21 protein-coding genes are annotated in these 22491 nt (G+C 51.7%); 5 read left to right on the top strand and 16 right to left on the bottom strand.

The window, feature by feature from the left end; all coding sequences use genetic code 11:
* Nucleotides 1-8: 8 nt before the first annotated feature.
* From IE076_RS08965 to IE076_RS08940, 6 genes are all read right to left on the bottom strand, one after another.
* Nucleotides 9-1214 carry an alanine racemase gene (locus IE076_RS08965; RefSeq protein WP_189436451.1) on the bottom strand — a complete coding sequence of 402 codons (1206 nt, stop codon included), beginning with the start codon at nucleotides 1212-1214 and terminating at the stop codon, nucleotides 9-11.
* Nucleotides 1215-1318: 104 nt separating this feature from the next.
* Nucleotides 1319-2479 (bottom strand): DUF819 family protein, encoded by a 1161-nt coding sequence (locus IE076_RS08960; protein ID WP_209008988.1) that lies wholly within the window; start codon nucleotides 2477-2479, stop codon nucleotides 1319-1321.
* A gap of 107 nt (nucleotides 2480-2586) precedes the next feature.
* Nucleotides 2587-4008, bottom strand: a complete 1422-nt coding sequence (locus IE076_RS08955; RefSeq protein ID WP_189436449.1) for a D-arabinono-1,4-lactone oxidase — start codon at nucleotides 4006-4008, stop codon at nucleotides 2587-2589.
* A complete protein-coding gene (locus IE076_RS08950; RefSeq protein WP_189436448.1) occupies nucleotides 4008-4400 on the bottom strand; it encodes a c-type cytochrome in 393 nt (130 codons plus the stop codon). Before IE076_RS08950 ends, IE076_RS08955 begins: the two co-directional genes overlap by 1 nt.
* A 441-nt stretch (nucleotides 4401-4841) precedes the next feature.
* Complete coding sequence (locus IE076_RS08945; RefSeq protein ID WP_189436447.1) at nucleotides 4842-7307, bottom strand: arsenate reductase (azurin) large subunit; 2466 nt, start codon at nucleotides 7305-7307, stop codon at nucleotides 4842-4844.
* Nucleotides 7308-7319: 12 nt separating this feature from the next.
* On the bottom strand, nucleotides 7320-7841 hold the full coding sequence (locus tag IE076_RS08940; protein ID WP_189436446.1) for an arsenate reductase (azurin) small subunit: 522 nt from the start codon (nucleotides 7839-7841) through the stop codon (nucleotides 7320-7322).
* Between the two features lie 447 nt (nucleotides 7842-8288).
* Here IE076_RS08940 and IE076_RS08935 point away from each other — a divergent pair, with 447 nt between their 5' ends.
* Nucleotides 8289-8639 (top strand): ArsR/SmtB family transcription factor, encoded by a 351-nt coding sequence (locus IE076_RS08935; protein WP_189436445.1) that lies wholly within the window; start codon nucleotides 8289-8291, stop codon nucleotides 8637-8639.
* A gap of 142 nt (nucleotides 8640-8781) precedes the next feature.
* On the opposite strand, the gene IE076_RS08930 is transcribed toward IE076_RS08935, so the two are convergent.
* The 4 genes from IE076_RS08930 to IE076_RS08915 all read right to left on the bottom strand — a co-directional run bounded on the left by IE076_RS08930 (nucleotide 8782) and on the right by IE076_RS08915 (nucleotide 12840).
* On the bottom strand, nucleotides 8782-9606 hold the full coding sequence (locus tag IE076_RS08930) for an ABC transporter permease (RefSeq protein WP_189436444.1): 825 nt from the start codon (nucleotides 9604-9606) through the stop codon (nucleotides 8782-8784).
* Between the two features lies 1 nt (nucleotide 9607).
* Nucleotides 9608-10462 (bottom strand): ABC transporter permease, encoded by an 855-nt coding sequence (locus IE076_RS08925; RefSeq protein ID WP_244649646.1) that lies wholly within the window; start codon nucleotides 10460-10462, stop codon nucleotides 9608-9610.
* 71 nt (nucleotides 10463-10533) lie between these two features.
* Nucleotides 10534-11682, bottom strand: coding sequence for an ABC transporter substrate-binding protein (locus IE076_RS08920; RefSeq protein WP_189436443.1), 1149 nt, complete (start codon nucleotides 11680-11682; stop codon nucleotides 10534-10536).
* A 57-nt stretch (nucleotides 11683-11739) separates the two neighbouring features.
* Nucleotides 11740-12840 carry an ABC transporter ATP-binding protein gene (locus IE076_RS08915; protein WP_189436442.1) on the bottom strand — a complete coding sequence of 367 codons (1101 nt, stop codon included), beginning with the start codon at nucleotides 12838-12840 and terminating at the stop codon, nucleotides 11740-11742.
* Between the two features lie 130 nt (nucleotides 12841-12970).
* On the opposite strand from IE076_RS08915, the gene IE076_RS08910 reads away from it, so the two are divergent.
* Complete coding sequence (locus IE076_RS08910) at nucleotides 12971-13960, top strand: LacI family DNA-binding transcriptional regulator (RefSeq protein WP_189436441.1); 990 nt, start codon at nucleotides 12971-12973, stop codon at nucleotides 13958-13960.
* 57 nt (nucleotides 13961-14017) lie between these two features.
* Here IE076_RS08910 and IE076_RS08905 read toward each other — a convergent pair whose 3' ends face one another.
* Together IE076_RS08905 and IE076_RS08900 are read right to left on the bottom strand one after the other, a co-directional pair.
* Nucleotides 14018-14674 (bottom strand): ChrR family anti-sigma-E factor, encoded by a 657-nt coding sequence (locus IE076_RS08905; RefSeq protein ID WP_189436440.1) that lies wholly within the window; start codon nucleotides 14672-14674, stop codon nucleotides 14018-14020.
* Nucleotides 14671-15264, bottom strand: a complete 594-nt coding sequence (locus IE076_RS08900; protein WP_189436439.1) for a sigma-70 family RNA polymerase sigma factor — start codon at nucleotides 15262-15264, stop codon at nucleotides 14671-14673. Before IE076_RS08900 ends, IE076_RS08905 begins: the two co-directional genes overlap by 4 nt.
* A 146-nt stretch (nucleotides 15265-15410) precedes the next feature.
* Between IE076_RS08900 and IE076_RS08895 the strand changes: the two genes are divergently transcribed.
* The 3 genes from IE076_RS08895 to IE076_RS08885 are packed head-to-tail and all read left to right on the top strand — an operon-like array spanning nucleotide 15411 to nucleotide 18845.
* Nucleotides 15411-16751, top strand: a complete 1341-nt coding sequence (locus IE076_RS08895) for an NAD(P)/FAD-dependent oxidoreductase (RefSeq protein ID WP_189436438.1) — start codon at nucleotides 15411-15413, stop codon at nucleotides 16749-16751.
* On the top strand, nucleotides 16748-17611 hold the full coding sequence (locus IE076_RS08890) for a DUF1365 domain-containing protein (protein WP_189436437.1): 864 nt from the start codon (nucleotides 16748-16750) through the stop codon (nucleotides 17609-17611). Before IE076_RS08895 ends, IE076_RS08890 begins: the two co-directional genes overlap by 4 nt.
* Entirely contained in the window at nucleotides 17601-18845 is a 1245-nt protein-coding gene (locus tag IE076_RS08885) for an SAM-dependent methyltransferase (protein ID WP_189436436.1), read from the top strand. Before IE076_RS08890 ends, IE076_RS08885 begins: the two co-directional genes overlap by 11 nt.
* 38 nt (nucleotides 18846-18883) lie before the next feature.
* Here IE076_RS08885 and IE076_RS08880 read toward each other — a convergent pair whose 3' ends face one another.
* The 4 genes from IE076_RS08880 to IE076_RS08865 form a co-directional block, all read right to left on the bottom strand.
* On the bottom strand, nucleotides 18884-19321 hold the full coding sequence (locus IE076_RS08880; protein WP_189436435.1) for a nuclear transport factor 2 family protein: 438 nt from the start codon (nucleotides 19319-19321) through the stop codon (nucleotides 18884-18886).
* The gene (locus tag IE076_RS08875; RefSeq protein WP_189436434.1) at nucleotides 19318-20070 is read right to left on the bottom strand and encodes an SDR family NAD(P)-dependent oxidoreductase; all 753 of its coding nucleotides are present in this window, start codon (nucleotides 20068-20070) and stop codon (nucleotides 19318-19320) included. Before IE076_RS08875 ends, IE076_RS08880 begins: the two co-directional genes overlap by 4 nt.
* Nucleotides 20071-20115: 45 nt before the next feature.
* Complete coding sequence (locus IE076_RS08870; protein ID WP_189436433.1) at nucleotides 20116-21648, bottom strand: cryptochrome/photolyase family protein; 1533 nt, start codon at nucleotides 21646-21648, stop codon at nucleotides 20116-20118.
* A 172-nt stretch (nucleotides 21649-21820) separates the two neighbouring features.
* A complete protein-coding gene (locus IE076_RS08865) occupies nucleotides 21821-22465 on the bottom strand; it encodes a NapC/NirT family cytochrome c (RefSeq protein WP_189436432.1) in 645 nt (214 codons plus the stop codon).
* Nucleotides 22466-22491: the final 26 nt, after the last annotated feature.

Below are 22491 nucleotides of genomic sequence, written 5' to 3'. Positions count from 1 at the left end.
TTAGGTTCCTATACCGAAGGGGAGAATGGGCTCCACGTATCTACGATAGCACCGTCTTTGTAAACGGCTATATCACCAAATTGAAGAAGTACGGCTTCACTCTGAGACGGCCGAAGGAACACAAACTCATCCGGCAAAATCGCAGTTTTTGGCCCGCCATTCAGCATCTCCTGGTTAGATGACCGACCGTATATCGGATTGTACGCAAGGCCCGGAGGGTCCACTGGATACGCTTTCCAGTTCCCCCCATGCAGAAAGATGCTGCGGTCCAAGTTTGGATTTAACAACCGCTTGAGCGGATCGAAAGCTTCAAGAACCGGTGTCTTCATGCGTCCGCCCACCTTGATGGCGGGTGCTGCAATAAACAGCGCCGGAGCATAGTTCTCTAACAGGTCAGTTTCAAAGTCAGAAGGCTTTACCAGCACTGAGCCAACCGAAACCTCATTGGCAATCTCAGTTGAGTCATAGAGCCGAAATGTTGGACTTCCCGCCGCGTTTCGAATTGGTAGGTCGGAAGCCTTCACTCCCAGCACCTGCTCCGCCATTTCCAACGCTCTTGCGTAGATCGACACCGCTTTGTTCAAGGCTTTCTGCCGCATACCCAAAAGGGTTGGAGCTTTCGCAATGTGTGCTTCATACCCCATGAAGCCGCAGAATTTCAGGGAAATATCCGTCTTGATTGTTTCCAATGCCTGAGCCAGCTGGCCATCAACCTCAAAGCCACCCCGATGCAGACCAACATCAAGTTCTAAAACGATGTTCAAGGTCAGGTTTTTTGATAGTGCAAACTCGGCATACTCCTGCAGGCGGCTCTCAGTATCGATCAACCAATAGATTTCACCTGTAGTCTCATTGGTGGGCGTTCTGGAGTAGTAGTCCGCAGCTCTTGTTACAGGTAAGGGCTTCCCCAAAAGCTGGTCCGCCGTTGGGTCTAATTCCGTAACCTCTTTCAACATGGTGAGGTTGAATGTCATGTATCGATGAGTGCCAAGCTCCGTGCTCACCAACTTCAACAACTCGGGGACAGGCAATGATTTGGCGACCAGCCGAAGTTTCATGCCATCAGGCAGATCCCCTTTAAGCTGCCGAATATTTTGCCTCAACCGCCCCTCGTCCAGAACAAGTGCCGGTTGCGAAATACCTGCTTCACGCAAGGCTTGCTGGACATCAAGAAAATACGGTTCTCTGGGCCCGCTTTTATCTCGGCGTAGCATTCAGTTTCTTTCCGGTTCGACACATCATTACTATCGCTTCCCCAAACCCAATTGGTTTCTCACCACCCAGACAGAAGTCATTGAGCCCACGCTGGCCTAACCCCTCACCCACCAACGTATGTTTGCGTGAGGGTTGCAACTAAAATGCCGAGATAATTCCCCACGGCGTATCCAATAATCGCAATTGCTATGCCGGGGATCAAAATCTCACGGTTCTTTAGTGCACCGGCAATCACGGGAATAAAAGGAACCGACATGATTGATGCACCCGATGCAATCAGGTAGGTGTCGCGATCAACGTCAAACAGACGGCACAGAGCGGCCAACAGCATCATGGAGCCCGCCAGGATCGAAATGAAATATGCGCCGAGCCACCAATCCATATTCGTAAAGATAGCCGTGTCCAACATGGTGGCGGAGGTCAGACAAAAGATCAGGATAAGATACATTCCAAGATGAAAGCTGCTCCGGGTATTATGGAGGAACGGCAAAAACGAACCAAGGATACCGAAGGTCGTGATCAGGATGATCGTCACGACCGATGACATACTCTCCGGTGCCAAGGATGCCAAAGCAACAGACGCTCCAACGCAGACTGCAGCTGACAGGAAGACGATTAAGGAGCCAACGATGCTTTCCCGTTCAGTCAAGACGCTGTATCCATGCGCACTTTCATTTGCCAGATGGTCCATCTCGCTCTTGGCTTCGACCTCACCAGCCTCCTTGAACACATAAGTGCGGAGCACGAGTCCAGCCGCCTTCTGCCCAAAGGCAAGTACGACCATCATGAAGAGAGCGGAAAACACAATGTCATAGGTGATCATGGTGAGAAAGATACTTTCATCTCCTCCAATAGCTGTCTTGACGGCCCCAAGGTTTACGCCGCCGCCGGTATACGCACCAACAGCCATTCCGGAAACCTGCCAGATTTGGGCAACCTGATCCGCAAAGACGAAAGACGCCAGAAAACTAATGAGTGCCACTGAGCCCATTGCCAAGAACATGGCGAACAGTGCCCCCTTCGCATCTTTCAGGGCTTTCCGCAGACTGGTGGAAAATACGATCATAGGCAGTGCCAGGGCCACACTAACCTCAGAAATGGAGGTCTGCATCGGTCGTAACGCTTCAAAATCGATGACTTCGAAGTACCCCCCAAAGATTGCAATTAGGAACCCCAGTCCGAATGCCAGCACCACAACGCCGACCCGGTCCAAGAAGCTATTCTTCTGACAAAGCAGGATCACGAATGCGGGAAGAAGTATCATCAATATCGCAAAGATCATGGTGGCTCACATTCTTTAAATTACGGGGCGCTGGATCGCTCCAGCATTGAAAATCTACTTGCAACAAACTCGGTAAAACGGAGCAAACCCTATACACTAGGCTGGAAAAGAGTGCTCAGGTGCGTGTTCAACATCCGGCCAGTGGGGTCCATCTGCTCCCGTAACTCCACAAAATCGGAGAACCGGGGGTAAAGCTCGGAGAGTTCAGCATAGGTAAGCGAATGCAATTTACCCCAGTGTGGACGCCCGCCATATCTGCGAAAGATTGGCTCGACCTCTGCAAAGAAATGATCGTAGCGTTCATTATGAGCTGCATGCACCGCAATCGAAATACGTGGCCCATCATTGAACGGGCTCAGCCACGCATCGTCACCTGCAGTCCGTCGAACTTCCATTGGAAAGTAGTTGTTGGGATTGCTGTTCATCAGATCGACAATTTCACGAAGAGCCTTGAACCCCTCCTCCAACGGAATGTGGTATTCGATTTCATGGAACTTTGATGGACGCGAGGAGGTCAGCATGCGCCAGTATTCATCACCGCTATTCTCGATTTCACCAGTCGGGAAAAAGGTCTGAACCGCCACCTTCCGCAGCCAGGGCGCCCAGCCCAGATGGTTCCGCAGGCCCTCAAGCGCCACCAACAGTTCGTCGTCATCCTCGCTTACTGCGGGACTAAACGCTTCCCCTTCATATTCATTCAGCATGATCTCCGCCGAAAGAGGCGAGTTGGGCACAAAATAAAACTCAAAATGCCTATGACTTTCAAACTGATCCTGAGCACTGTCCAAAATGTCTTCCGTGCCACGAATCTCGACTCGGCGGTTTAGGCTGTACGTATCACGAAGCTGAAGGTCATAGCTGGTAATCACCCCCAATGAACCCAAGGACACTTTTGCTGCCTGAAACAGCTCGGGGTTCGTTTCCCTATCGATATCAACGATATCTCCTGATGGCGTAATCATCCGCATACCAATCACGTGGTCATGCAGCGCAGTCAAACTCGCACCGGTGCCATGCGTCGCCGTTGCAAAAGACCCAGCGAAGGTCTGAACGTCAATATCGGGGAGGTTCATCATCCCCAGCCCCTCATCCGCCATCTGACGAGCCCCTTGGCGCAGACGCGTGCCAGCCCAGATGCGGGCCGTCTTAGCCTCTTTATCCGTCTCAATCAGACCCGAAAACCTACTCAAATCAACAATAGTGCCGTCACTCGGCACCAAGCCGGTGAAGGAATGACCACTACCAACAGGTCGGATTTGACCGGTGCTGCTTCCGATAAACTCCGCCAGTCTTGCCTCGCTCTCGGGTACGGAAATGGCCTTTGGATTTGCGCGCTCGGTGCCAGACCAATTGGACCAATGCAGCCCACTATCAGAAGAGGAATTAGACGGTATTGGATCAGGCCGGATACGGTCAGTCGCAACCCACTTTGCATACGGCACTGCGGGAATAGCTGCTACAACACCGGCACCAACAGCGGTTTTCAAAACGGTTCTGCGAGAGATTGGCATCAATTCTGCCCCTTCATCATAAAACTAATGAGTTCTTCAAAATTGGTATCACTACAATCATTGCAAAGGCCCATCGCGGGCATTTCCTCAAACCCATTTCGCGCGGACGCAACCAAAGCACCCAGCCCACCACGCGCATTGAGGCGGGCGGTCCAGTCAGGTGCAAATCCAGTTAATGGGGCCCCTGTGCCATCAAGTGCATGGCAGGAGCGGCAGGAACGATCATAAACCGCCGTCAGTTCTGGATTGGCCGGTGTTGCAGTATCGGCAAAGGCAATGTCTGCCGCTGTCGGTTCAGGCACCTTTTCCGTCCCAATGTTGCCGTCGAGAGCAAACCACGCCCCTCCTAAAATGACTGCTGCAAAAACAACAAAAAGCACGATCTTGCTCATGCTCGCCCACCTCCCCCATGGCCGACTCTTAAAACAATAGCGATAACTATTGTTCATTAAAGGTACAATTGTCAATATCTCAGGATGTTCGCTGGACAGTAGTTCTTGTAATTACTCTGCGGAGGGGATTTGAGAGTACTCGGTCCAATCGCCTGCTTTAAGACTATTTGGGAAACTAAATCTCTTTTTATTTAAGACCATAGCCTGCGTTAGATTGATTGGCTGGAATTACATCTTCCAAAGCTTCAAACAAAAAGAGAATCTCTTCTCGCGCCCCGCTTTTACTAAGCGAGCATGTTTCGAAACAGAGCGTTCTGGAGCGCTCGCTATGATAGAAAAGTACCAAATCGATCACTCTCCATCCCTCGCGCGCCAATTGGCCAAACGCGTGGGATCTAACAGCACCCGAAGCTGATAATAGCCGCCGACCGAGGGCCCGCCTCACAGAACCGGGTACTCTTTTGATTTGAAACTCAGATGGTTCACACTACGCGGTTTGGCGGAGAATTTTCTGATATTCCCCCACGTTTGCTTGTAGTTGGGAATGATGAGTTCGTTTGTACCCTCGTTCACCACATTACCCTGCACGCCCGTTGGAAAGGCAAAGAGCATAAATGTTTCACCGCGCTTGGCAGAGGGCGTAGGGTACACCATAGCCTGTGTTGAACCCGCGTCATTCCACACTTCAACAAGGTCCCCTTCTGCTACATCCAGCTCATCCATATCCTGAAGGTTCATTTCAATGAACGGATAAGGCCAGCGATCTGTCACAAACTCATTGTCCTGATCAAGATAGGCACTCTGCCAGACAAGGTTTGCACGTCCATTGTTAATCAGGAAGGGGTAATTGTCTTTCTGCTCTTGCTTTCCGGGCGCTTGCAGACCCCGCCATTGCGCTTCCATGAAGAGCGCTTTTCCACCCTCACGGCTGAACACGCCATCGGTGTAAAGCCGCTTGGAGCCAACTATCCTACCCTCTTCCAAGCCAGTGGCCGGTTCCTGAAAGCCGTTATTACCCATGGCCCTAAGGGCTTCATAATCAACGAATTCACCACCCGCAGCGTTCTGATGATAGCCATCCATAAAGGCCCCTTCTTCATTCTGCCAGTCAAAACCCTGAAACTGATCCGCATATGCCTCATCACCTTGCTCACGAAGGGTAGCTTCCATCGCATTTGCAATGCGTGCTGCAATCAAGCAGTCCGGCATAGCTTGGCCCGGCGGGTCCATATAGCGCTCGGTCAGCCGCATTCTCCGCTCACCATTCATGGAGGTCAGGTTCATTTCACCGGATGTCGCAGCAGGCAGCAACACATGTGCAGCCTCGCCAATTTTGGTGGGAACGATGTCCATATCGACGACAAACAACCCGCCGTCGCGAATAGCGCCTAGGATAGCCTCTACCTGTGCGTCACGATCACCGGAAGGCACTGAATCCATCACCGCCTTCACCTTGTTGGTACGCTCGTTGTAATGCCGTTTGAACTCCGAAGCATTGAGCGTTGTCTTATAGTGATCACAGCCCCAGATGTGATGAACACCGCCCCGCCCTTCTATGAGCAGCTTATCCACGTAGGGCGCTGGTCTGCCAATAAAGTCGTCTGACGGACGGACATACCCTTCCTGATGGCCACCAAGACGCACACAGCCACCGCCCTCACGGCCAATATTGCCGGTCGCCAGTGCAAGGTTCACGTAAGCAGCGTTACTGCGGTAATTGTCATTGCCCCAGATGAGGCCCTTCTCGTAGGCAAACATCGTCCGGCGCCGATGACCATCACTCTTGGGTTCTGCAATCCATGATGTAGCCTTGATAATATCGCTGGCAGCCACACCACAAATCTCAGCGGCCTGCTCCACACTCATACTGTTTGCAAGTCTCGCTGCCGCAAAGCCCTCCGTGTGAGCCGCAATAAAATCCTCATCAATCCAACCCTGCTCGGCGGCATAGGTCAGCATTGCATTCAGCAGTGCAAGATCACTACCGGACTGGATGGCAAGATGGAGTACATTTTTCTTACTTGCCGCAACTTCACAGGCATTCACGGTAAGCGAACGTCGCGGATCCACAATCACAATACGCGCAGGCGCGTGCTCCTCATCAGACAGAAGCTCCTGCTTTTTTGCCATGGATTGGCCCTTGAGGTTGGGAATCCAGTGATTCAAAAAGTAATTGGTCTGTGTTTCATGCGGATTGGCGCCAACCACCATGAGTGTGTCGGCAAGCTCCGCATCCTCATAGCAGTTGTTCAACTCACCCACGCCCATATCCCGGCTTGCATGAACCTCAGAGTTATAGGCGGGTCTGTTATGAATGCGGATGTTTTTGATCTTCATAGCTTCGAAGTAAAGCTTGCCGGTACCCCATGTATTCTCATAGCCACCACCAGCCCCGCCGTGATCAAAAGCAGAGACAAAAAGGCCGTCTTCGCCCTGTTCCTTGATGACAGCCACGGTGACTTTTGCAACCAGATCCAGCGCATCTTCCCAGCTGGTCGGCACCTTCATGCCCTGACGCCAAACCATTGGATCAGTCAATCGCTGCTGTTGAGTTGAGCGAGCCTCTGAGTAACTCATCTCGGCCATGCGGCCACCGCGAGCCGAAGCCAGTCCCGAGTTCACAACACACTCATAGTCAGGCTTTATGACCATATGTACGTCATGACCATTTTGCTTGACCACATTGTACATGGACGGCGCATACCAGGCATCCGTGTCAGCCGGTTGCTGCTCGGTCAGGTCAAGCTGGAAGATGTTTTCATCGCGGGACGTCCCGCCCTGCTCATTTATCGGCCACGTGTAGGCGTTATAGCCACAGCCCACGATACAAAACTGACACGTAACATTATGGCGTTTTGCGCCAGCAGGAATAATAGGCAGTCGATCGACATGTCTCTTAAAGGCCATTTTTTCATTCCCTTAAAACATGTTGGATAGGCGGCCATAGAGCAGCTCATCGACACCTTCCGCAAAGATATCGCCGTTGCTTTCGACCCTCAGGATGTATTGGGGTAAGTTTTGAGTGGCCTGCCCCCAGATCTGCATTCCGCCTGCTTCAGGGTCAAAACGCGAATAGTGTCCGGGACAACTAAAGGTCCTGTCATCTTCATCATAGATCAGCGGAAAACCCTTATGCGGGCATATGGTTGAGAAACCAACGATATCCGCATCCGGCCCCACCCCACCTTCAACAGCCCGACCAAATTTCACCAAAACACCCGGCGCAAAGTCATCGGGATAAGCAACATCAAGAGGCACATTTTCCGTAAGCTCAGCGATGTTTGCCAGCATTTCAGAAGGGTAATCCAGTCGTGCCCGTATAGGCATTTGCTGAGCCTGTGTAGTCGTGGGCAGGAGAGCGGTGGCGCTGGCTGCCGCAGCAACAGCACCACCGGTTAGAAACTGCCGACGGCCTATGTCTACAAGTTTTCTGCAACGCATGGTTTTTCCTTTTCATTCGTCGTTACAGGACAAAATTAAAACGGAGTCTGACGTTGTTTTTGTTGCATAAATAGAAATGAAAAGCGGATATTTGCTTGGCTTGATAATACGGGCTCTGTGCCCCAAAGGTACCAACTTAAATGTGGCGGTTCCTATCTTTCGCTGGATCAAGCATGGGGACTATTCCATCCCCAAAGTAGGACAAGTTTTTGCTCACTCCCTACAGATAGGTAATATATCGATATATGTGGATGTATCGAAGTATGCTATATTTGGCAATAGAAAAGTTGATAGTGACCCGCTATCCATTCTCGTTGAGAGCTAATGAATCTACGAAAGCAGCCAATAAAATAGCCTGAGTACAGCACAGCGAGCTAAGAGATAGCCTTGTTTGATAATTAGCTTCATCCTTCACACACAGTACCGGAGTGCTTTGAAATTACCTCGATGACAAGTCAAAATATCCCGTCGCTTGACGACGAACGCGCCGTGAAAATGCTTGGCGCATTGGCCCAGTCCACACGCCTGAAGATCTTCCGCACCCTCATGTCAACGGGCGAAGCTGGTATGCCTGCGGGAAAGATTGCTGAAGAGCTCGGGCAAAAACAAAATACCTTGTCCTCCCACCTCAACATTCTTCTGAACGCAGAACTACTCCAGTACAGGCGTGATGGCCGTCACCTGATCTACTCGGTCAAGATCACGGAGATGGGCGAGCTTATTTCTTACCTGGTGAACAATTGTTGCAATGGCGACCCGGAGATCTGCGGAATCTCACTCAAGCGCATAGAACCGTAGGTTCACCATTAATCCCCCTGAGGCCATCAGCTACACAAAAAAAAGCTGCACGCACAAGGAGCATTCCCTGCGCGCGCAGCTGTGAGAAACGGAAGGCCAGCGCTTTAAGGACTGACTTCAGCACTTGGTGTTGGAGGCTAAATCAGTTTCCGACCTTTGCCAGTACATCCGCTTTCAGGAAACGCTCAATAAACAACATGAAGCCAACTGACGGCACCAGCAGGATGAGCGAAGAGATCGATGCAATCTGGTAGTTGCCTTCCATGCTTGAAGTGAACAGCAACATCGGCAATGTCACTACGTCCGGCGCCCCAACAAAATAGGTTCCGGTAAACTCATCCATGGAAATCAGAAAGACGAAGATCGCACTCGCCATGATACCCGGCAGAGCAAGCGGCAATGTCACATCAACAAATGTTCGCCAGCGCCCTGCCCCCATGTTCCGTGCAGCAGCTTCCAGCTCCGCGTCAACTGCAGCAAACGCAGCGGTCGCAATCCAGACTGAAAAAACAAGCCCCTGACTGGCATGAACTAACACAACACCCACGACTGATCCCGTGAGATCCAGACCGTAAAAAATCCGTGCCACATTCATGTGCACCGCCACTGCAGGGAAGGCTTGTGGTAACAGAAATAGCAGCATGATCAGGTATCGAAACGGCATTTTGCCACGCGCTAAGGCGTAACCGGCAGGAATAGCAATCGCGAGGCTGACGACCACAGTCAACAGCGCAATCCAGATACTTGAGAACAGTGCTTCGGTTGCATTCCCTTCAGGCCGGAAAACACGTTCCCAGAATGAAAAACCGTATTCCAGCGGCAGCTTGTAAGGGAAGTACCAAACTTCAGCCACCGCCCACAAAAGCATGTTGGTGATCGGGCCGAAAATCGCAAAAGCCAGCAGGCTCATGGTTAGAACGCGAGTGACCGTACGCACCCAGTTGTTAGAAAGAGCAGCCGCAACCATCTTAAGCCCCCTTATCTTTCAGGCTCTGACGCAGATAGAACCACGCAACCACCCCGGTAAACAGATAGGACATAATGCCCAGTGCATTGGCGACACCATAATCGCCGTAGGAATTGATCCGCCACGCCATATCAACAGTCAGCATGGTCGGAGACTGCGCGTTGATCATAAGCGGTACGGAAAGAACAGAAAGCATCACCACATAAGACAGGATCAGCCCAACCATTAGCGTAGTCGCAATCTGTGGAACCACCAGTTCAATCAGAATGCGCAGACGGGATGCACCAAAAATACGGCCAGCATCAATAGTAGTCCGGTCGATAGATGCCATCGCACCTGCAACGAGTAGCGCCACAAACGGGGTCTGCTTCCACACAAAGGTGATCACAATCCCGCGCCAGTCCAGATAGCTTTGAGCAGCCAACGGCTCGATGATACCAGAGCTGGTGAGGATATTATTCATCATCCCGTTCTTTGCCAAAAAGGTCCGCATCAACTGTGCGCTTACAATAAACGGAATGAACAGCGGCCAACGGTACAGCCACTTTAAGATCGCAACCGCAGTCGGGTTCTCGCCAAGTGTCAGATAACCAGCAATAGCAACGGCCAAAATGCCGATGATTGCGGTAGACAGGCTGACGATCACAATCGTGAAGAGGATGTCTTTGGAATAAAACTCAATGGCCTTAGTGAAATTGGCGATATGCCAGCTGCCTTCGCCATTGTCTGTGAAGGCTGAAACCACAGAATACCCGAAGGGATAAACAAACAAAAAGCCGATCATTAAAAGAGCGGGAGCAACAAGCAAAAGCGCCCCCGTCCGACCCGGCCCAACTGACATACTTTGTCCACTCATGGACACCACCTCTCACCAAAACCAAACATGCCGGGAGAGACCTCTGCCCCTCCCAGTTTTTTTTTATTTGCTTAGTTAGAAACCTGCTTCTCATAGCCTTCTTTGATGTCATCAAAGTAAGGGCCAATCGGGAATGGCTTACCTTTTTGAGCCAGTTCCAGCGGGGTCACGTCAGTGAACAGCTTGTTCCAGACTTTCTCGTCGAGAGACGCTTTGACATGATCAGCATCGATGCCAGGATACCAGTTAAAGCGGTTCACAATGCCTTCTGCCTGCACTTCAGGGCTGGTTGCCAGCTCAATGAACTTCTCTGCCAACTCCTTGTTCGTCGCCTTTGCAGGTGTTGCGTAGTAGTAAGGCTGACCAGGCATACCCGGAGCAATCAGCTTCAGTTTCAGGTTTGGTGGAATACGGCCATCAGCCTGCCAGGAATAGAACATGTCAACCCAAACCGGACCCATGACGATCTCGCCGCGGTTGAGCATATCCAGAGTGCCCGCATTGCCCGGAGTGAAGGTTACATTCTCATTGAACGCCTTCAGACCCGCATAAGCGTCAGCCCAACTGTCTTTTTTGGCAGTGTCATATGGGCCGTTTTGCAGAGTTTTCGCGTCACCTGAGTAGGTGTACATCCAGCCCGTCACAAATGCGACGCCTGACATACCGTTCTTGATGCCGTTGTAGCCAAACTGTTTTGGATACTTCTTCACCCACTCGCGCAGCTCATCATATGATTCTGGCGGGTTTGGCACCAAAGCTGGGTTGTAGGCAATCGCAGTCTGACTATGGAACATAGGCATCACGTAGCCACCCACATAAACGCCCAGTGCATTTTCAGCCGTTTCGCGCGTGACCATCTTTCCGGTTTCAATGTTGCCACGGAAATCAGCCAGAAGACCCTTTTCCTTCATCTCTCCGGTTTTCTTCTGGGCAGCAACAATCACGTCGATGTCCCACTGCTCTTTGCCTGCAGCAGACTGCGCTTCGAGCTTCTCCAAGATTTTCTGGGAACCGGCATCTCCCGGACCGGTTCCAGTGACGCGAACTTTCACGCTAGGATGTAATTCTTCAAAAAGTGGGCCCAGATAATCGGTCACATATTCAACCATGTTCTGGGAACCGCCGGTAACCACGTTCAACTGGGTTTCAGCAGACGCAGGCATCGAAACTGCAATCACAGCACCTGAGATTGCACCTGTAAGAACTGACTTAAGTGTCATCACTCAAATTCCTGAGTTAATTTCGTTGAGAAAAAGTTCTATTCACGTTTAAAGGTGTCAGGCCGCCTCGGAATAAAGGTGAAGCCCACCAGCTGGCACGCAGATTGTCACCACATCGCCAACTGCATATCGACAAGGATCGTCGATCATGTAGAGCTGCCCGGCGCTTTCTATTTCGTAGCGAAATACCCCCCCCGGATAGCTGAGTTGTGTCACCCTACCGGCCAGAGCCAAATGCCCCTCTGGTACGGTTTCATCGGCACGCAGATGAGCTGCACTGGAGCGGAAACGCCCCAAGGCAGATCCGGCAGTCGTCGCCTGCCAGTTCACACCTCCATCACCAATCTCGTTTGAAACGCTCAAGCTGGCAGCCTTAACGGCCTCCTGCTCTGCAATGCTCAAAGTCCCATTCGCTCGCTCTACAGTGAGCGAAATCTCGTTTTCCGCGCCCATAAAGGTCGCCACAAAATTGGACTTTGGTTGCTCGTAAACCTCCAGCGGTGTTCCCACCTGCGCAATGTGGCCCCCATTAAGAATAACAATGCGGTCCGCCATCACCATGGCCTCCTCCCGGTCATGGGTCACATGCACCGCCGTCAACCCCATGCGCTGCTGTAGCGAACGGATTTCATGGCGCATGGACAAGCGAATCCGCGCATCCAGGTTGGAAAGTGGTTCGTCCAGCAGCAGAATTGGAGAATCAACAGCAAGCGCCCGCCCCAACGCCACACGCTGACGCTGCCCACCAGACAGGTTTGGCACCTTGCGGTCCCCAAAGTCAGCAAGGCCCAGCAGCACAAGCAGTTCATCAACCTTACGATTGATCTGCTCCTTCGCCATGCCGCGCAGCTTTAGACCATAGCCTATATTCTGACGAACCGTCATATGCGGCCAGAGTGCATAACTCTGAAACACCATCGCCATATTGCGCTGATCTGGGGGCAGTTGCGCGACATTACTCCCGTTGACGCGAATCTCCCCTGACATGGGTTTGATGAAACCGGATAGACTTTTCAGGAGAGTTGTCTTGCCGCAGCCGGATGATCCCAGCAACGCAACAAACTCGGAAGAGTTGATTTCAAGATCAATGTCATGAAGAACACGAGTCTTATCATACCCAACGCAAAGCTTTTCGATTTCAATTCCTACGCCAACCATTCCTGAAACTTGCCCCCCTTTTCAGCAACCAAAGCGTTATGCTATGAGTTTTGGCAATCGATTGCAATAGAGGTCTTTTAGGAGGCTTCCGTGAAGTTAAAATGACAATTATTCGAGATAGTAAGAACCGATGAAAAGACTGACAGGTAAAGATGTTGCACGTGCCGCTGGCGTCTCTGCCTCAGCTGTCTCCCGCGCGTTTACCGCAGAGAATCGCCTGAACAAAGCAACACGCGATCACATTCTCAAGGTCGCTGCTGAAATGGGTTACCGGCCCAACGCGCTTGCACGCTCCCTCATCAAACAAGAATCAGATCTCGTCGCTGTTGTCGTTGGCAACACGGATGGAATTTACGACAAGGACTTCTTCAACCACCTCTCCACCGCCCTGCAAAAACGCGGGAAATGGGCCCTTCAAATTCGCTCCGAAGACCAGGAGAACCTTGCCGAAACACTCGGAAAAGCGCTGATGTATCCAGTCGCCGCCGCCATTGTGCGCGCAGGCACCGTTGACCCGCAGGCCATTGAAAACAGCAAGCAAATGAATGTACCACTCATCTACACCGGACTTGGCCCAGTCATAAAAGGTGCGGACTGTGTATGGCTGAATTACAAAAGCGGTGGCCTGCTTGGCACACGGCACCTGGTCCGGCGTGGATGCAAAAAGATCGCTTACATCGGTGGCATAAAGGGGTTCACAGCAGACACCGGTCGCCGCGACGGTTATCTCGAAGCCCTGCAGGAAGCCGGCCTCCAACCTCACAGTATCTCTCAAACCAAGTTCGACTTCGAAAGCGGCATGCAAATCGCCCTAAACCTGCTGCAAAGCGACAACCCGCCTGATGCGTTCTATTGCGTTTCCGACGCTGCAGCATTGGGCGCCTTAAATGCTGCAAAGTCCCTACTCAACCTGCGTGTTCCGGAGGATGTGGCCATTGTCGGATCAGACAACATGCCAATGGCTTCCTGGCCATGCTTTGACCTAACCGCAGCAACCAATCCGATTGACGAAATCGTTCAGAACCTCATGGAGACGCTTGAGGCACGCCTTGCCAATCTGGATCAGCAGGAAATGTCTGTAGTGGTAGAGCCCCAGTTGGTCATCCGCGGCAGCGCCTAAGCGTGCCTGCATTATCCAACCATATCGCATAGTTGGACACACGAGCACTCACTCCGGTCAAATCCGGAAAAGCGGCTGAAGCAGTTTGGGCAGGAAGCCTTTGAAATCAAGAGGTGCGTCTGTCACAGCAAGGCAGATGCAATCTTCTTCCGTATCCGCCACCGGCTGGTGATGTACATGCTCATCGGCTTCCTGTACATCGCCAATCTTGTAACGCCCAGTCTCATCACTGAACGAGCCTTGCAACACCAGCGTCATTTCTGACCCGTGGTGCGAGTGCTCGGGCGTCACAAATCCGGGAGACAGTTTCAGCAACCGTGCGCATTCACCTTCGCTTGGCTTAATCGGCAAAATGAACTGGCGGATCCCCGGCCCCACCATCTTCCACTTGATAGCATCGTAGCCGTGACCCAACACATCCCAAAGCGCCGTTGGCACCCCCTTCTCAGGTTTCGGTTCATTCAAAAAGGCAGCTGCGGGCACTGGCGCTTCCTGTTCCACCCGCGCCATGAGAAGATCAAACATGTCGTCAGAGGGTTTCTGCTGCTCGGTTGACTGTAGCATTGCGCCTGCAAGCGCTTCGGCCTCACCTAAGCGGGATTTGCAGTCACTACAAAGCTCCAGATGGCAGGAGACAAGCAAGGCATGCCCAGCGGGCAGAGATCCGGTGGCGTAAGCCCAAAGAATTTCATCGCTGAGGTGATGGTTGATCATAAGTCCACCCCTTCCAAAAGTTTACGTAATCGCGCCAGTGCCAGTCTCATCCGGGATTTAACCGTTCCAAGCGGAAGCTCCAGTTGCTGGGCGATCTTCGAGTGACTGGCATCCTCATAAAACGCCAGTTTGATGATGGTGGATTGCTCCGCTGGCAAAAGGGGAAGGACTTTCTTCACCCGTTCACTCAACTGAGTTTGATGGTGGTCATCAAGCTGCGTTTCTTCCTCGACCATCTCATTGGCAAAAAACTGATCGTCTTTGTAAAGATACCGCCGTTCTTTACGAAAACGGTCTATCCGCAGATTACGGGCAATCGTATAGATCCATGTCGACGCTGACGCCTTGCGGCTATCAAACATCTCCGCCTTCCGCCAGACAATGACAAAAGTTTCCTGAATCAATTCCTCCGAAAGCTCAGAGGTCGCTCCACCTTTCAGAAAGTAAGTCTTAAGCCGAGGAGCAAAAAACTCGAAGAGCTCGCGGAAAATCTCCCGGGAACGATCCTTTCCAAGAGTCTGGAGCAAAGCGCTCAACTCCGCGGAAGTCGGGCAATTTTCACTGTCACCATCATTATTCTGAAGCTGCATTGTAACCATCGCTCTACAAACCGCTGGGTTGTGTCACATGTCCTTTTTACCAAACAGCTTGTCAATTGGATCACTTTTTCCCGTCTAAGGTGATCCGTTTCCAATCAACGCTCCTAAAAAGAGAAACATTAGATTGGATGAAAGCTATGAAAATCGCAGTTATTGGGAGTGGAATCTCAGGTTTATCCGCAGCTTGGCTTCTCTCTAAAAACCATCATGTGGACCTTTACGAGAAGGATGATCGCCTTGGCGGTCATGCGAATACGCAACACGTAAAAGTCGGTGCGGATCAAGTCTCCGTAGATACAGGTTTCATCGTCTACAACGAAAAAACCTATCCCAATCTCACTGCACTCTACAATCACCTGGGTGTCCGAACAAATGAAACTCAGATGTCCTTTGCAGTTTCACTGGATCGAGGAACACGCGAATATTCCGGCACCGGCCTAAAAGGTCTGTTCGCTCAAAAGTCTAATGCACTGCGCCCAGAATTCCTTCAAATGATTTCGCAGACGCTTCGCTTTTACACTGAAGCTCCCAGGCATGCACAGGATGACAGCTTCCAGTCAACGACACTGGGCAGCTATCTCAACCAGAACGGCTACTCAGCAACCTTCATCGACGAGCACCTGCTGCCCATGGGAGCAGCCATTTGGTCTATGCCTCCAAAGCAACTGCTTCAATTCCCATTCAGCACCTTCATAGGCTTTTGCAACAACCACGGCCTCTTGCAACTGCGCAACCGACCACAATGGCGCACTGTCTCCGGCGGCTCCTGCAACTACGTTGAAAAACTGGCTTCACAAATCTCCGGCAATGTCATCCTGAACGCCTGTATTTCAGATATTCGGCGCAAGCCTGGATCAGTCACCATCCATTCCAGAAACAATCAAAGAACCACATACGACCACGTTGTATTGGCCTGTCACGCCGATCAGGCCCTCGCAATTTTGAATGAGGAAGGAGATGCCACCCCCGCAGAACGGAAAATTCTTGGCTCCATCCGGTATCAGCGTAACATCGCGATCCTGCACCGCGACAAGTCCCTCATGCCTAAACGCAAGGCAACATGGTCCGCATGGAACTTTATTGGCAACAAGATGGGCAACAATGCACTCTGCGTTACCTACTGGATGAATGCACTCCAGAACCTGAATACCAATGAGGATCTGTTTGTTACGCTCAATCCCTGCCACCACCCAGCTGAAGGCTCCATACTACGCACCTTCCAGTATTCGCACCCTGTCTTCGATCAGACATCCCTGACCGCTCAAAGGCAGCTCTGGCAAATTCAGGGCGAAAGGCGCACCTGGTTCTGCGGCGCTTATCTCGGCTATGGCTTCCACGAAGATGGGTTGCAGGCCGGATTGGCTGTGGCCGAAGCACTTGGCGACGTCGAGCGCCCGTGGAACTGCGACAGCCCGAATGGCCGCATAGGATTGCCGGACAACTGGCATCTGCAAAACCAGCGGGAGGCCGCCGAATGATCCTGACAGGACGTCAGCAGCACTCCATCAGCGCACCACTCACGATCTATCAAGGCAAGGTCGTGCACTGTCGTCATGACCGGATCAAACACAACCTCAACTACAAAGCGGTCTGCTTCCTAATCGATATCGACCGCCTTCAGAACGTGGACCACATGTCTCCCCTGCTCTCCGTTGATCGCTTCAACCTGTTCAGCTTCTACCCTACGGACCACATGAAATCAGGCCACACTTCGTTGCGCGGCTATGTGGAAGACATGTTGCAACAGGCGCAGATAACCGACGTTCCCGAACAGATACGACTGCTCGCTTACCCTAGATTTATGGGAAGCGCCTTCAATCCAATCAGTGTGTTCTACTGCTATTCAAAGAACAGATTGGAAGCCATTCTTTATCAGGTTCGAAACACCTTTGGAGATATGCACCACTACGCGATCAAAATAACACCATCGCAATCCATGGGCACCCAACAGGTCTTCCGCCACGCTTGTCCCAAAAACCTCCATGTATCTCCATTTATTGATCTTTCCGGACAATACAACTTCGTTGTTCGCCCCCCCACGGATCATGTCTCGCTCATTATCCGTCTGACACAAGGCAATGCTCCTGTCCTAACCGCGAGTTTTCAGGGAAAGCAGAAACAGGCCACAACCGGACGTCTCCTGAAGCTTGCCTTGCAATACTTTCAGGTCTCGGCAAAGGTCCTTGGATTGATCCATTTTGAAGCGCTCAAGCTCTGGATCAAAGGCGCCCGCTTTTACAAACGGCCACCACCGCCTGCTGACATCGTCACCAGCATGCACACAATTTGCCCTGGCAAAACAGCAAGAAAAACTCAGGGAGAGACCCATGACACTTAGAGACCCCCCCTCCCTCAGCCCATTGCCCAGCGCGGAGATGACAGAGCTGGATCTCTCTTCCAAGCTTTGGAAAACCTTGCTGGACCGTCTGCTCCTTAACCTCACACAGGGCCATCTGGGCATAATCCTCCCAAATGGACGAATGCTCTCCTATGGCAACCAGTCAGGTACTGGTCCGGTTGTGACCGTAACGATCTTACGCACCCGCCTTTTGTGGAGGCTTCTCTCTGGCAGTTCACTCGCGCTGGCAGAAGGATATCTGGAAGAAGATTGGCAATGCAACGACCTGCGTTCTTTGTTCGACTTATTGGTTGCCAACAAACACGTCATTCAGTCGACCTCACAGCGCGGTACTCTATCAAGAGCAATTGCACGCCTGCGTCATCTGGCAAACTCAAACACACTGAGCGGAAGTAAACGCAACATCGCGTACCACTACGATCTTGGGAATAACTTTTATAGTCAGTGGCTGGATAAGACCATGACCTACTCGTCCGCCTACAAGCTTCAAAAGCATGAAACACTGGAACAAGCACAGCGCAGAAAATATGCGCACGTCTTGCAACTGACACAGACTCGGCCCGATCAGAAAATCCTCGAAATAGGATGCGGTTGGGGCGGCTTTGCCGAACACGCCTGTCAAGCAGGACGCCATGTGCACGGCATCACGCTCTCACAGGAACAGCTCAAATTCGCTCAAGCCCGACTTCAGGCGCAGCAAACAAAAGGCAGTGCCTCATTGGAACTACGGGACTACCGCGAAACCGAGGGTCAATACGATGCAATCGTCTCCATTGAGATGATCGAAGCGGTCGGGGAAGAAAATTGGTCCGGCTATTTCGAAAAACTGAAAGCACGCCTGAAACCCGGTGGAACAGCGGTGATCCAGTCAATCCTCATTGCTGATGACAAGTTTCGCACCTACCGCAAGAACGTTGACTTCATCCAGCACTATATCTTCCCGGGAGGGCTGCTTCCCTCACCGCGTGAGCTTGCACGGCAGATCGAGCAACAAGATTTGGAATTGGTGACGCAGGAATTCTTCGGCGCTGACTATGAGCAAACTCTGGCAATCTGGAGGAAATCCTTCTTCCAGAACTGGCCGGAGATAGCCAAGCTCGGTTACGATAACCGCTTCAAGCGCATGTGGCACTATTATCTGGCTTATTGCGAGGCAGGGTTTGCACAAGGCACAATCGATGTCGGCCTTTTTCAAATTAAAAAGCCGCATTAATCAGCGACAGTTGAGCCAGTCCGGCCCAACAAAGACACTTAGATCGCAGCGCGCGCGGCAACCCACCTGATAATCGCACCGATAACAGGGAGTTTGCGGTAAAAATGCCGCGAAGCATCCCAATAATCGTAGTGCGCACAAGCCTTTGCATCCTTATCAAAATGCACTTCAGAGATACCTCGGAAACTCCAGTTGCCGAGCGTCTTTTGCTTGCAGGCAAAATCCCAGCGCATGAAGCAAAGATCACCCGACCATGCCAGATCAAGGATTTTGAACCGCGGCTCCTGCACATCCTCATACATCTTGTCAAAGACCTTCTCGAAATTGGCCCGGCCTTTGACATCATTAAACGGATCAATGAAGTGCACATCATCGCTGATGAGCTCATGAACGTCTTTCACACGTTCCAGCGTAACCTGTTCAAAGAAAGCGGCATACTTCCGCGCTGCTGTGTTCAGGTCCGCTTTGTCGGTCATTGCTTCGTTATCCTTTTGGCAATTGGGAAATAAAGAGCGTATGGCAGGACGCGCAGGAACTTCAGGACAAACCCAAGGAAAGACGGAAAGAATACTTCGAATTTACGTGTTTGAAGTCCTTTAAAGATTTTCTGTGCAGCATGCTCTGCGGTCACAATAAACGGCATGGGGAATTTGTTCTGATCCGTCATCGGCGTTTTAACAAAGCCGGGATTAATGGTCGTCAGGTGAAGTCCCGCTTTATCAAACTCGGGCTTCAAGCTCTCGCACAGGTTGTTCAGCGCCGCTTTCGTTGGTCCGTAACAGACTGCATTAGGAAGACCGCTATAAGCACTCAACGAACTGATGATTGCGATATGCCCTGAGCCTTTCTTTTTGAGCAACGGGAACAACCCGGCAATCACCCGCACAGCGCCCTGATAATTTGTATCCATGGAAGCAACACTGAATTCTTCTGTCAGCATCTTGATACCACCCGGATAGTAAATACCTGAGCAAAACACTGTCAGATCCGGCACCTCATCCCTTTGCTGAAAACGATCAAGAGCCGCAGCAACCTGTGCTCCATCTGTCACATCAAGTGGCACACTCTCGGTATTCTCATTATCCTGAGCAAGCGCCTGCAGCTTTTGCTCATTACGCGCACTAACCACTACCCGCCATCCGGCACCCGCATACAACGGAACAAGACTTTCCCCGATCCCGGAACTCGCCCCAATAATCCATACAAGCTTTTTATTTTCTGACATAACGCCCCCCAACTGATTCCTATACGTCACTAGCTTGATATCAGATTATGCATGCTTCGTATCAAGTTGCGCAAGGAACCGGCGACTGTCGCGTCTGACCTCCTCCTTCCGGGCGGCATCCATTTTGTCCCAGCTGCGGTACACCATTGAGACTCTTGGATTGCCTCTCAGTTTCCCCTCGTTTTGCGCCAAGAAATCCCAGTAAAGATAATTGAAGGGACACGCACTCTCCCCGCTCTTAGCGGTAGGAGAATAGCAGCAGTCATCGCAGTAATTCGACATTCTGTTGATGTAGGCCCCACTGGCTGCATAAGGTTTTGAGGCAAACAATCCACCATCTGCAAAAAGGATCATGCCCATCACATTGGGCAGCTCCACCCACTCATAGGCGTCGGCATAAACCGATAGGTACCACTCACTCACCTGTTTCGGCATCAACCCCACAAGCAGCGAGAAGTTCCCAATAACCATCAGACGCTGAATGTGGTGGGCATATGCGTTCCTCTTGGTCTCCTGAATGCACTGGCGCAAACAGTTCATTTCCGTCTCACCACTCCAGTAAAACTCAGGCAGATCCCGTGAAGCCTCCAGATAGTTTGCCTCAGCATAGTCTGGCATAGAAAGCCAGTAGATCCCGCGAATAAACTCCCTCCACCCCACAATTTGCCGAATAAAACCCTCAACCGAGTTCAGCGGTGCAATCCCTTTAAAATACGCCCTCTCGGCAGCACGCACACACTCAAGCGGCAGCAACAAACCGCAATTCAGGTAGAAGCTGAGGTGACTGTGAAACATCCAGGCTTCGTCCTGCACCATAGCATCCTGATAGTCCCCGAATTTGCCAAGACGCTCCACCACAAACCTGTCCAGAGCCTGAAGCGCCTCCTTACGGGTAACCGCCAGAGCAAACGGCTGCAGATCTCCGAAATGCTCAGAGAAGTGCTCAGAAACAAGCGCCAGCACCTCCTCCGTGATTGCATCAGGCTTTGCAAAGTACGGAGCCGGCACCTCCAAGTCCTCCGGCGCACGCTTGCGGTTGTCATGATCGAAATTCCACTGCCCACCCAATGGTTGCTCATGATCCATCAGGATCATATGGCGCCGCCGCATCTCGCGGTAAAAATGCTCCAGCCGTAAACTCTTCCGGCCAGACGCCCACGCCTGAAAGTCGTCGCAGCTACATATGAACCGGTCATCCTCACGCAGCTCCACCGGTATGCCCAGCCGCCTCCCCCAGTCTTCCATGTCATGCAAAAGCCGGTACTCTCCGGGCTTCGTCACAACAACTTCAGTCACCGCGCGAGCCGCCACCATCCTGCGCACTTCACCAAACAGACTCCCCGTATTCTCCGCGCAATCGTAGCGCACGTAATCAACGCAGTGCCCTTGAGCGGTCAGCTCTTCCGCAAAGTGCCGCATAGCTGAGAACAGGAACGCAATCTTCTTCTTGTGATGACGAACATAAGTTGCCTCTTCCCGCACCTCAGCCATCAGGATGATGTCATCCCCCGGCTGCACGTCTTCCAGACTAGAGAGAGCGAAACTCAACTGATCCCCAAGAACCAAACGAAGTCGCATTCAAAGTTCCCCTTCACCCCATCAGCAAGCAGGCCGAATGGTAGGGGGGTGCCTGCAGGGAGACCATACCCGAGTATTAGGGAAACCAGCCCAGAAGAAACAAAAAGAGCTGCCCACCTTCAAGAATACTCATAGGTGGGCAGCTCTGTAGTCTCAGATTTGAACCTAAAACCTAGTCGTAAACAGCAGAAACGTTTTCTTTGTAAGCTTCTAGTGCATTGGCTGGCAGGCTGTGCGCGATACCCTGATGGCAATCAATACAGGTCTTACCCTCTTTGAATGCATCAGAGTGAGCGGCAGACGCACGGCCTTCTTGAAGAACGAAGTCCATGGAGTTGAACTCATGACAGTTGCGGCACTCGCGGCTGTCTGTCTTCTTCATTGCAGTCCAGACATTAGTAGCCAGTGCGAGACGTTTCTCCTCAAACTTCTCGGGGCTATCAATTGAACCCAGAGCCTTGTGGTAAAGCTCTCTGGATGCCTGCACCTTACGAACCACCTTATGCACCCACTCCTTGGGCACATGGCAGTCAGGGCATGTCGCCCGCACGCCAGATGCGTTCGCGTAGTGTGCTGTCTCGGTATACTCCGAGTAAACATTGGCTTCCATCTCATGACAGCCAATACAGAATTCCTCGGTATTCGTCATTTCCATGGACCAGTTGAAACTACCCCAGAAAGCCACGCCCACAACAACACCAATCAGCAACAGAGCCCCTGCAGAAATTGTCGCTGCCGGGTGCCTCAGAAAACGCCAGAACCGCTTGATCAGACCCGGCTGCTGGTCCTTACTGGGAATTGCGCCTTGATTGCTCATATCTATTTCCTCCAGTCAGACTGCCA

This window comes from Pseudovibrio japonicus (assembly GCF_014651595.1).
Taxonomy (GTDB): Bacteria; Pseudomonadota; Alphaproteobacteria; order Rhizobiales; family Stappiaceae; genus Pseudovibrio; species Pseudovibrio japonicus.
The sequence above is the reverse complement of the archived record's forward strand: the minus strand, read 5'-3'. Positions and strand labels throughout refer to the sequence as shown.

Bases quoted from the DNA above. Each gene is read 5' to 3' on its own strand.
- IE076_RS08965 (WP_189436451.1), bottom strand. From the start codon at position 1,214: ATGCTACGCCGAGATAAAAGCGGGCCCAGAGAACCGTATTTTCTTGAT.
- IE076_RS08960 (WP_209008988.1), bottom strand. From the start codon at position 2,479: ATGATACTTCTTCCCGCATTCGTGATCCTGCTTTGTCAGAAGAATAGC.
- IE076_RS08955 (WP_189436449.1), bottom strand. From the start codon at position 4,008: ATGCCAATCTCTCGCAGAACCGTTTTGAAAACCGCTGTTGGTGCCGGT.
- IE076_RS08950 (WP_189436448.1), bottom strand. From the start codon at position 4,400: ATGAGCAAGATCGTGCTTTTTGTTGTTTTTGCAGCAGTCATTTTAGGA.
- IE076_RS08945 (WP_189436447.1), bottom strand. From the start codon at position 7,307: ATGGCCTTTAAGAGACATGTCGATCGACTGCCTATTATTCCTGCTGGC.
- IE076_RS08940 (WP_189436446.1), bottom strand. From the start codon at position 7,841: ATGCGTTGCAGAAAACTTGTAGACATAGGCCGTCGGCAGTTTCTAACC.
- IE076_RS08935 (WP_189436445.1), top strand. From the start codon at position 8,289: ATGACAAGTCAAAATATCCCGTCGCTTGACGACGAACGCGCCGTGAAA.
- IE076_RS08930 (WP_189436444.1), bottom strand. From the start codon at position 9,606: ATGGTTGCGGCTGCTCTTTCTAACAACTGGGTGCGTACGGTCACTCGC.
- IE076_RS08925 (WP_244649646.1), bottom strand. From the start codon at position 10,462: ATGAGTGGACAAAGTATGTCAGTTGGGCCGGGTCGGACGGGGGCGCTT.
- IE076_RS08920 (WP_189436443.1), bottom strand. From the start codon at position 11,682: ATGACACTTAAGTCAGTTCTTACAGGTGCAATCTCAGGTGCTGTGATT.
- IE076_RS08915 (WP_189436442.1), bottom strand. From the start codon at position 12,840: ATGGTTGGCGTAGGAATTGAAATCGAAAAGCTTTGCGTTGGGTATGAT.
- IE076_RS08910 (WP_189436441.1), top strand. From the start codon at position 12,971: ATGAAAAGACTGACAGGTAAAGATGTTGCACGTGCCGCTGGCGTCTCT.
- IE076_RS08905 (WP_189436440.1), bottom strand. From the start codon at position 14,674: ATGATCAACCATCACCTCAGCGATGAAATTCTTTGGGCTTACGCCACC.
- IE076_RS08900 (WP_189436439.1), bottom strand. From the start codon at position 15,264: ATGCAGCTTCAGAATAATGATGGTGACAGTGAAAATTGCCCGACTTCC.
- IE076_RS08895 (WP_189436438.1), top strand. From the start codon at position 15,411: ATGAAAATCGCAGTTATTGGGAGTGGAATCTCAGGTTTATCCGCAGCT.
- IE076_RS08890 (WP_189436437.1), top strand. From the start codon at position 16,748: ATGATCCTGACAGGACGTCAGCAGCACTCCATCAGCGCACCACTCACG.
- IE076_RS08885 (WP_189436436.1), top strand. From the start codon at position 17,601: ATGACACTTAGAGACCCCCCCTCCCTCAGCCCATTGCCCAGCGCGGAG.
- IE076_RS08880 (WP_189436435.1), bottom strand. From the start codon at position 19,321: ATGACCGACAAAGCGGACCTGAACACAGCAGCGCGGAAGTATGCCGCT.
- IE076_RS08875 (WP_189436434.1), bottom strand. From the start codon at position 20,070: ATGTCAGAAAATAAAAAGCTTGTATGGATTATTGGGGCGAGTTCCGGG.
- IE076_RS08870 (WP_189436433.1), bottom strand. From the start codon at position 21,648: ATGCGACTTCGTTTGGTTCTTGGGGATCAGTTGAGTTTCGCTCTCTCT.
- IE076_RS08865 (WP_189436432.1), bottom strand. From the start codon at position 22,465: ATGAGCAATCAAGGCGCAATTCCCAGTAAGGACCAGCAGCCGGGTCTG.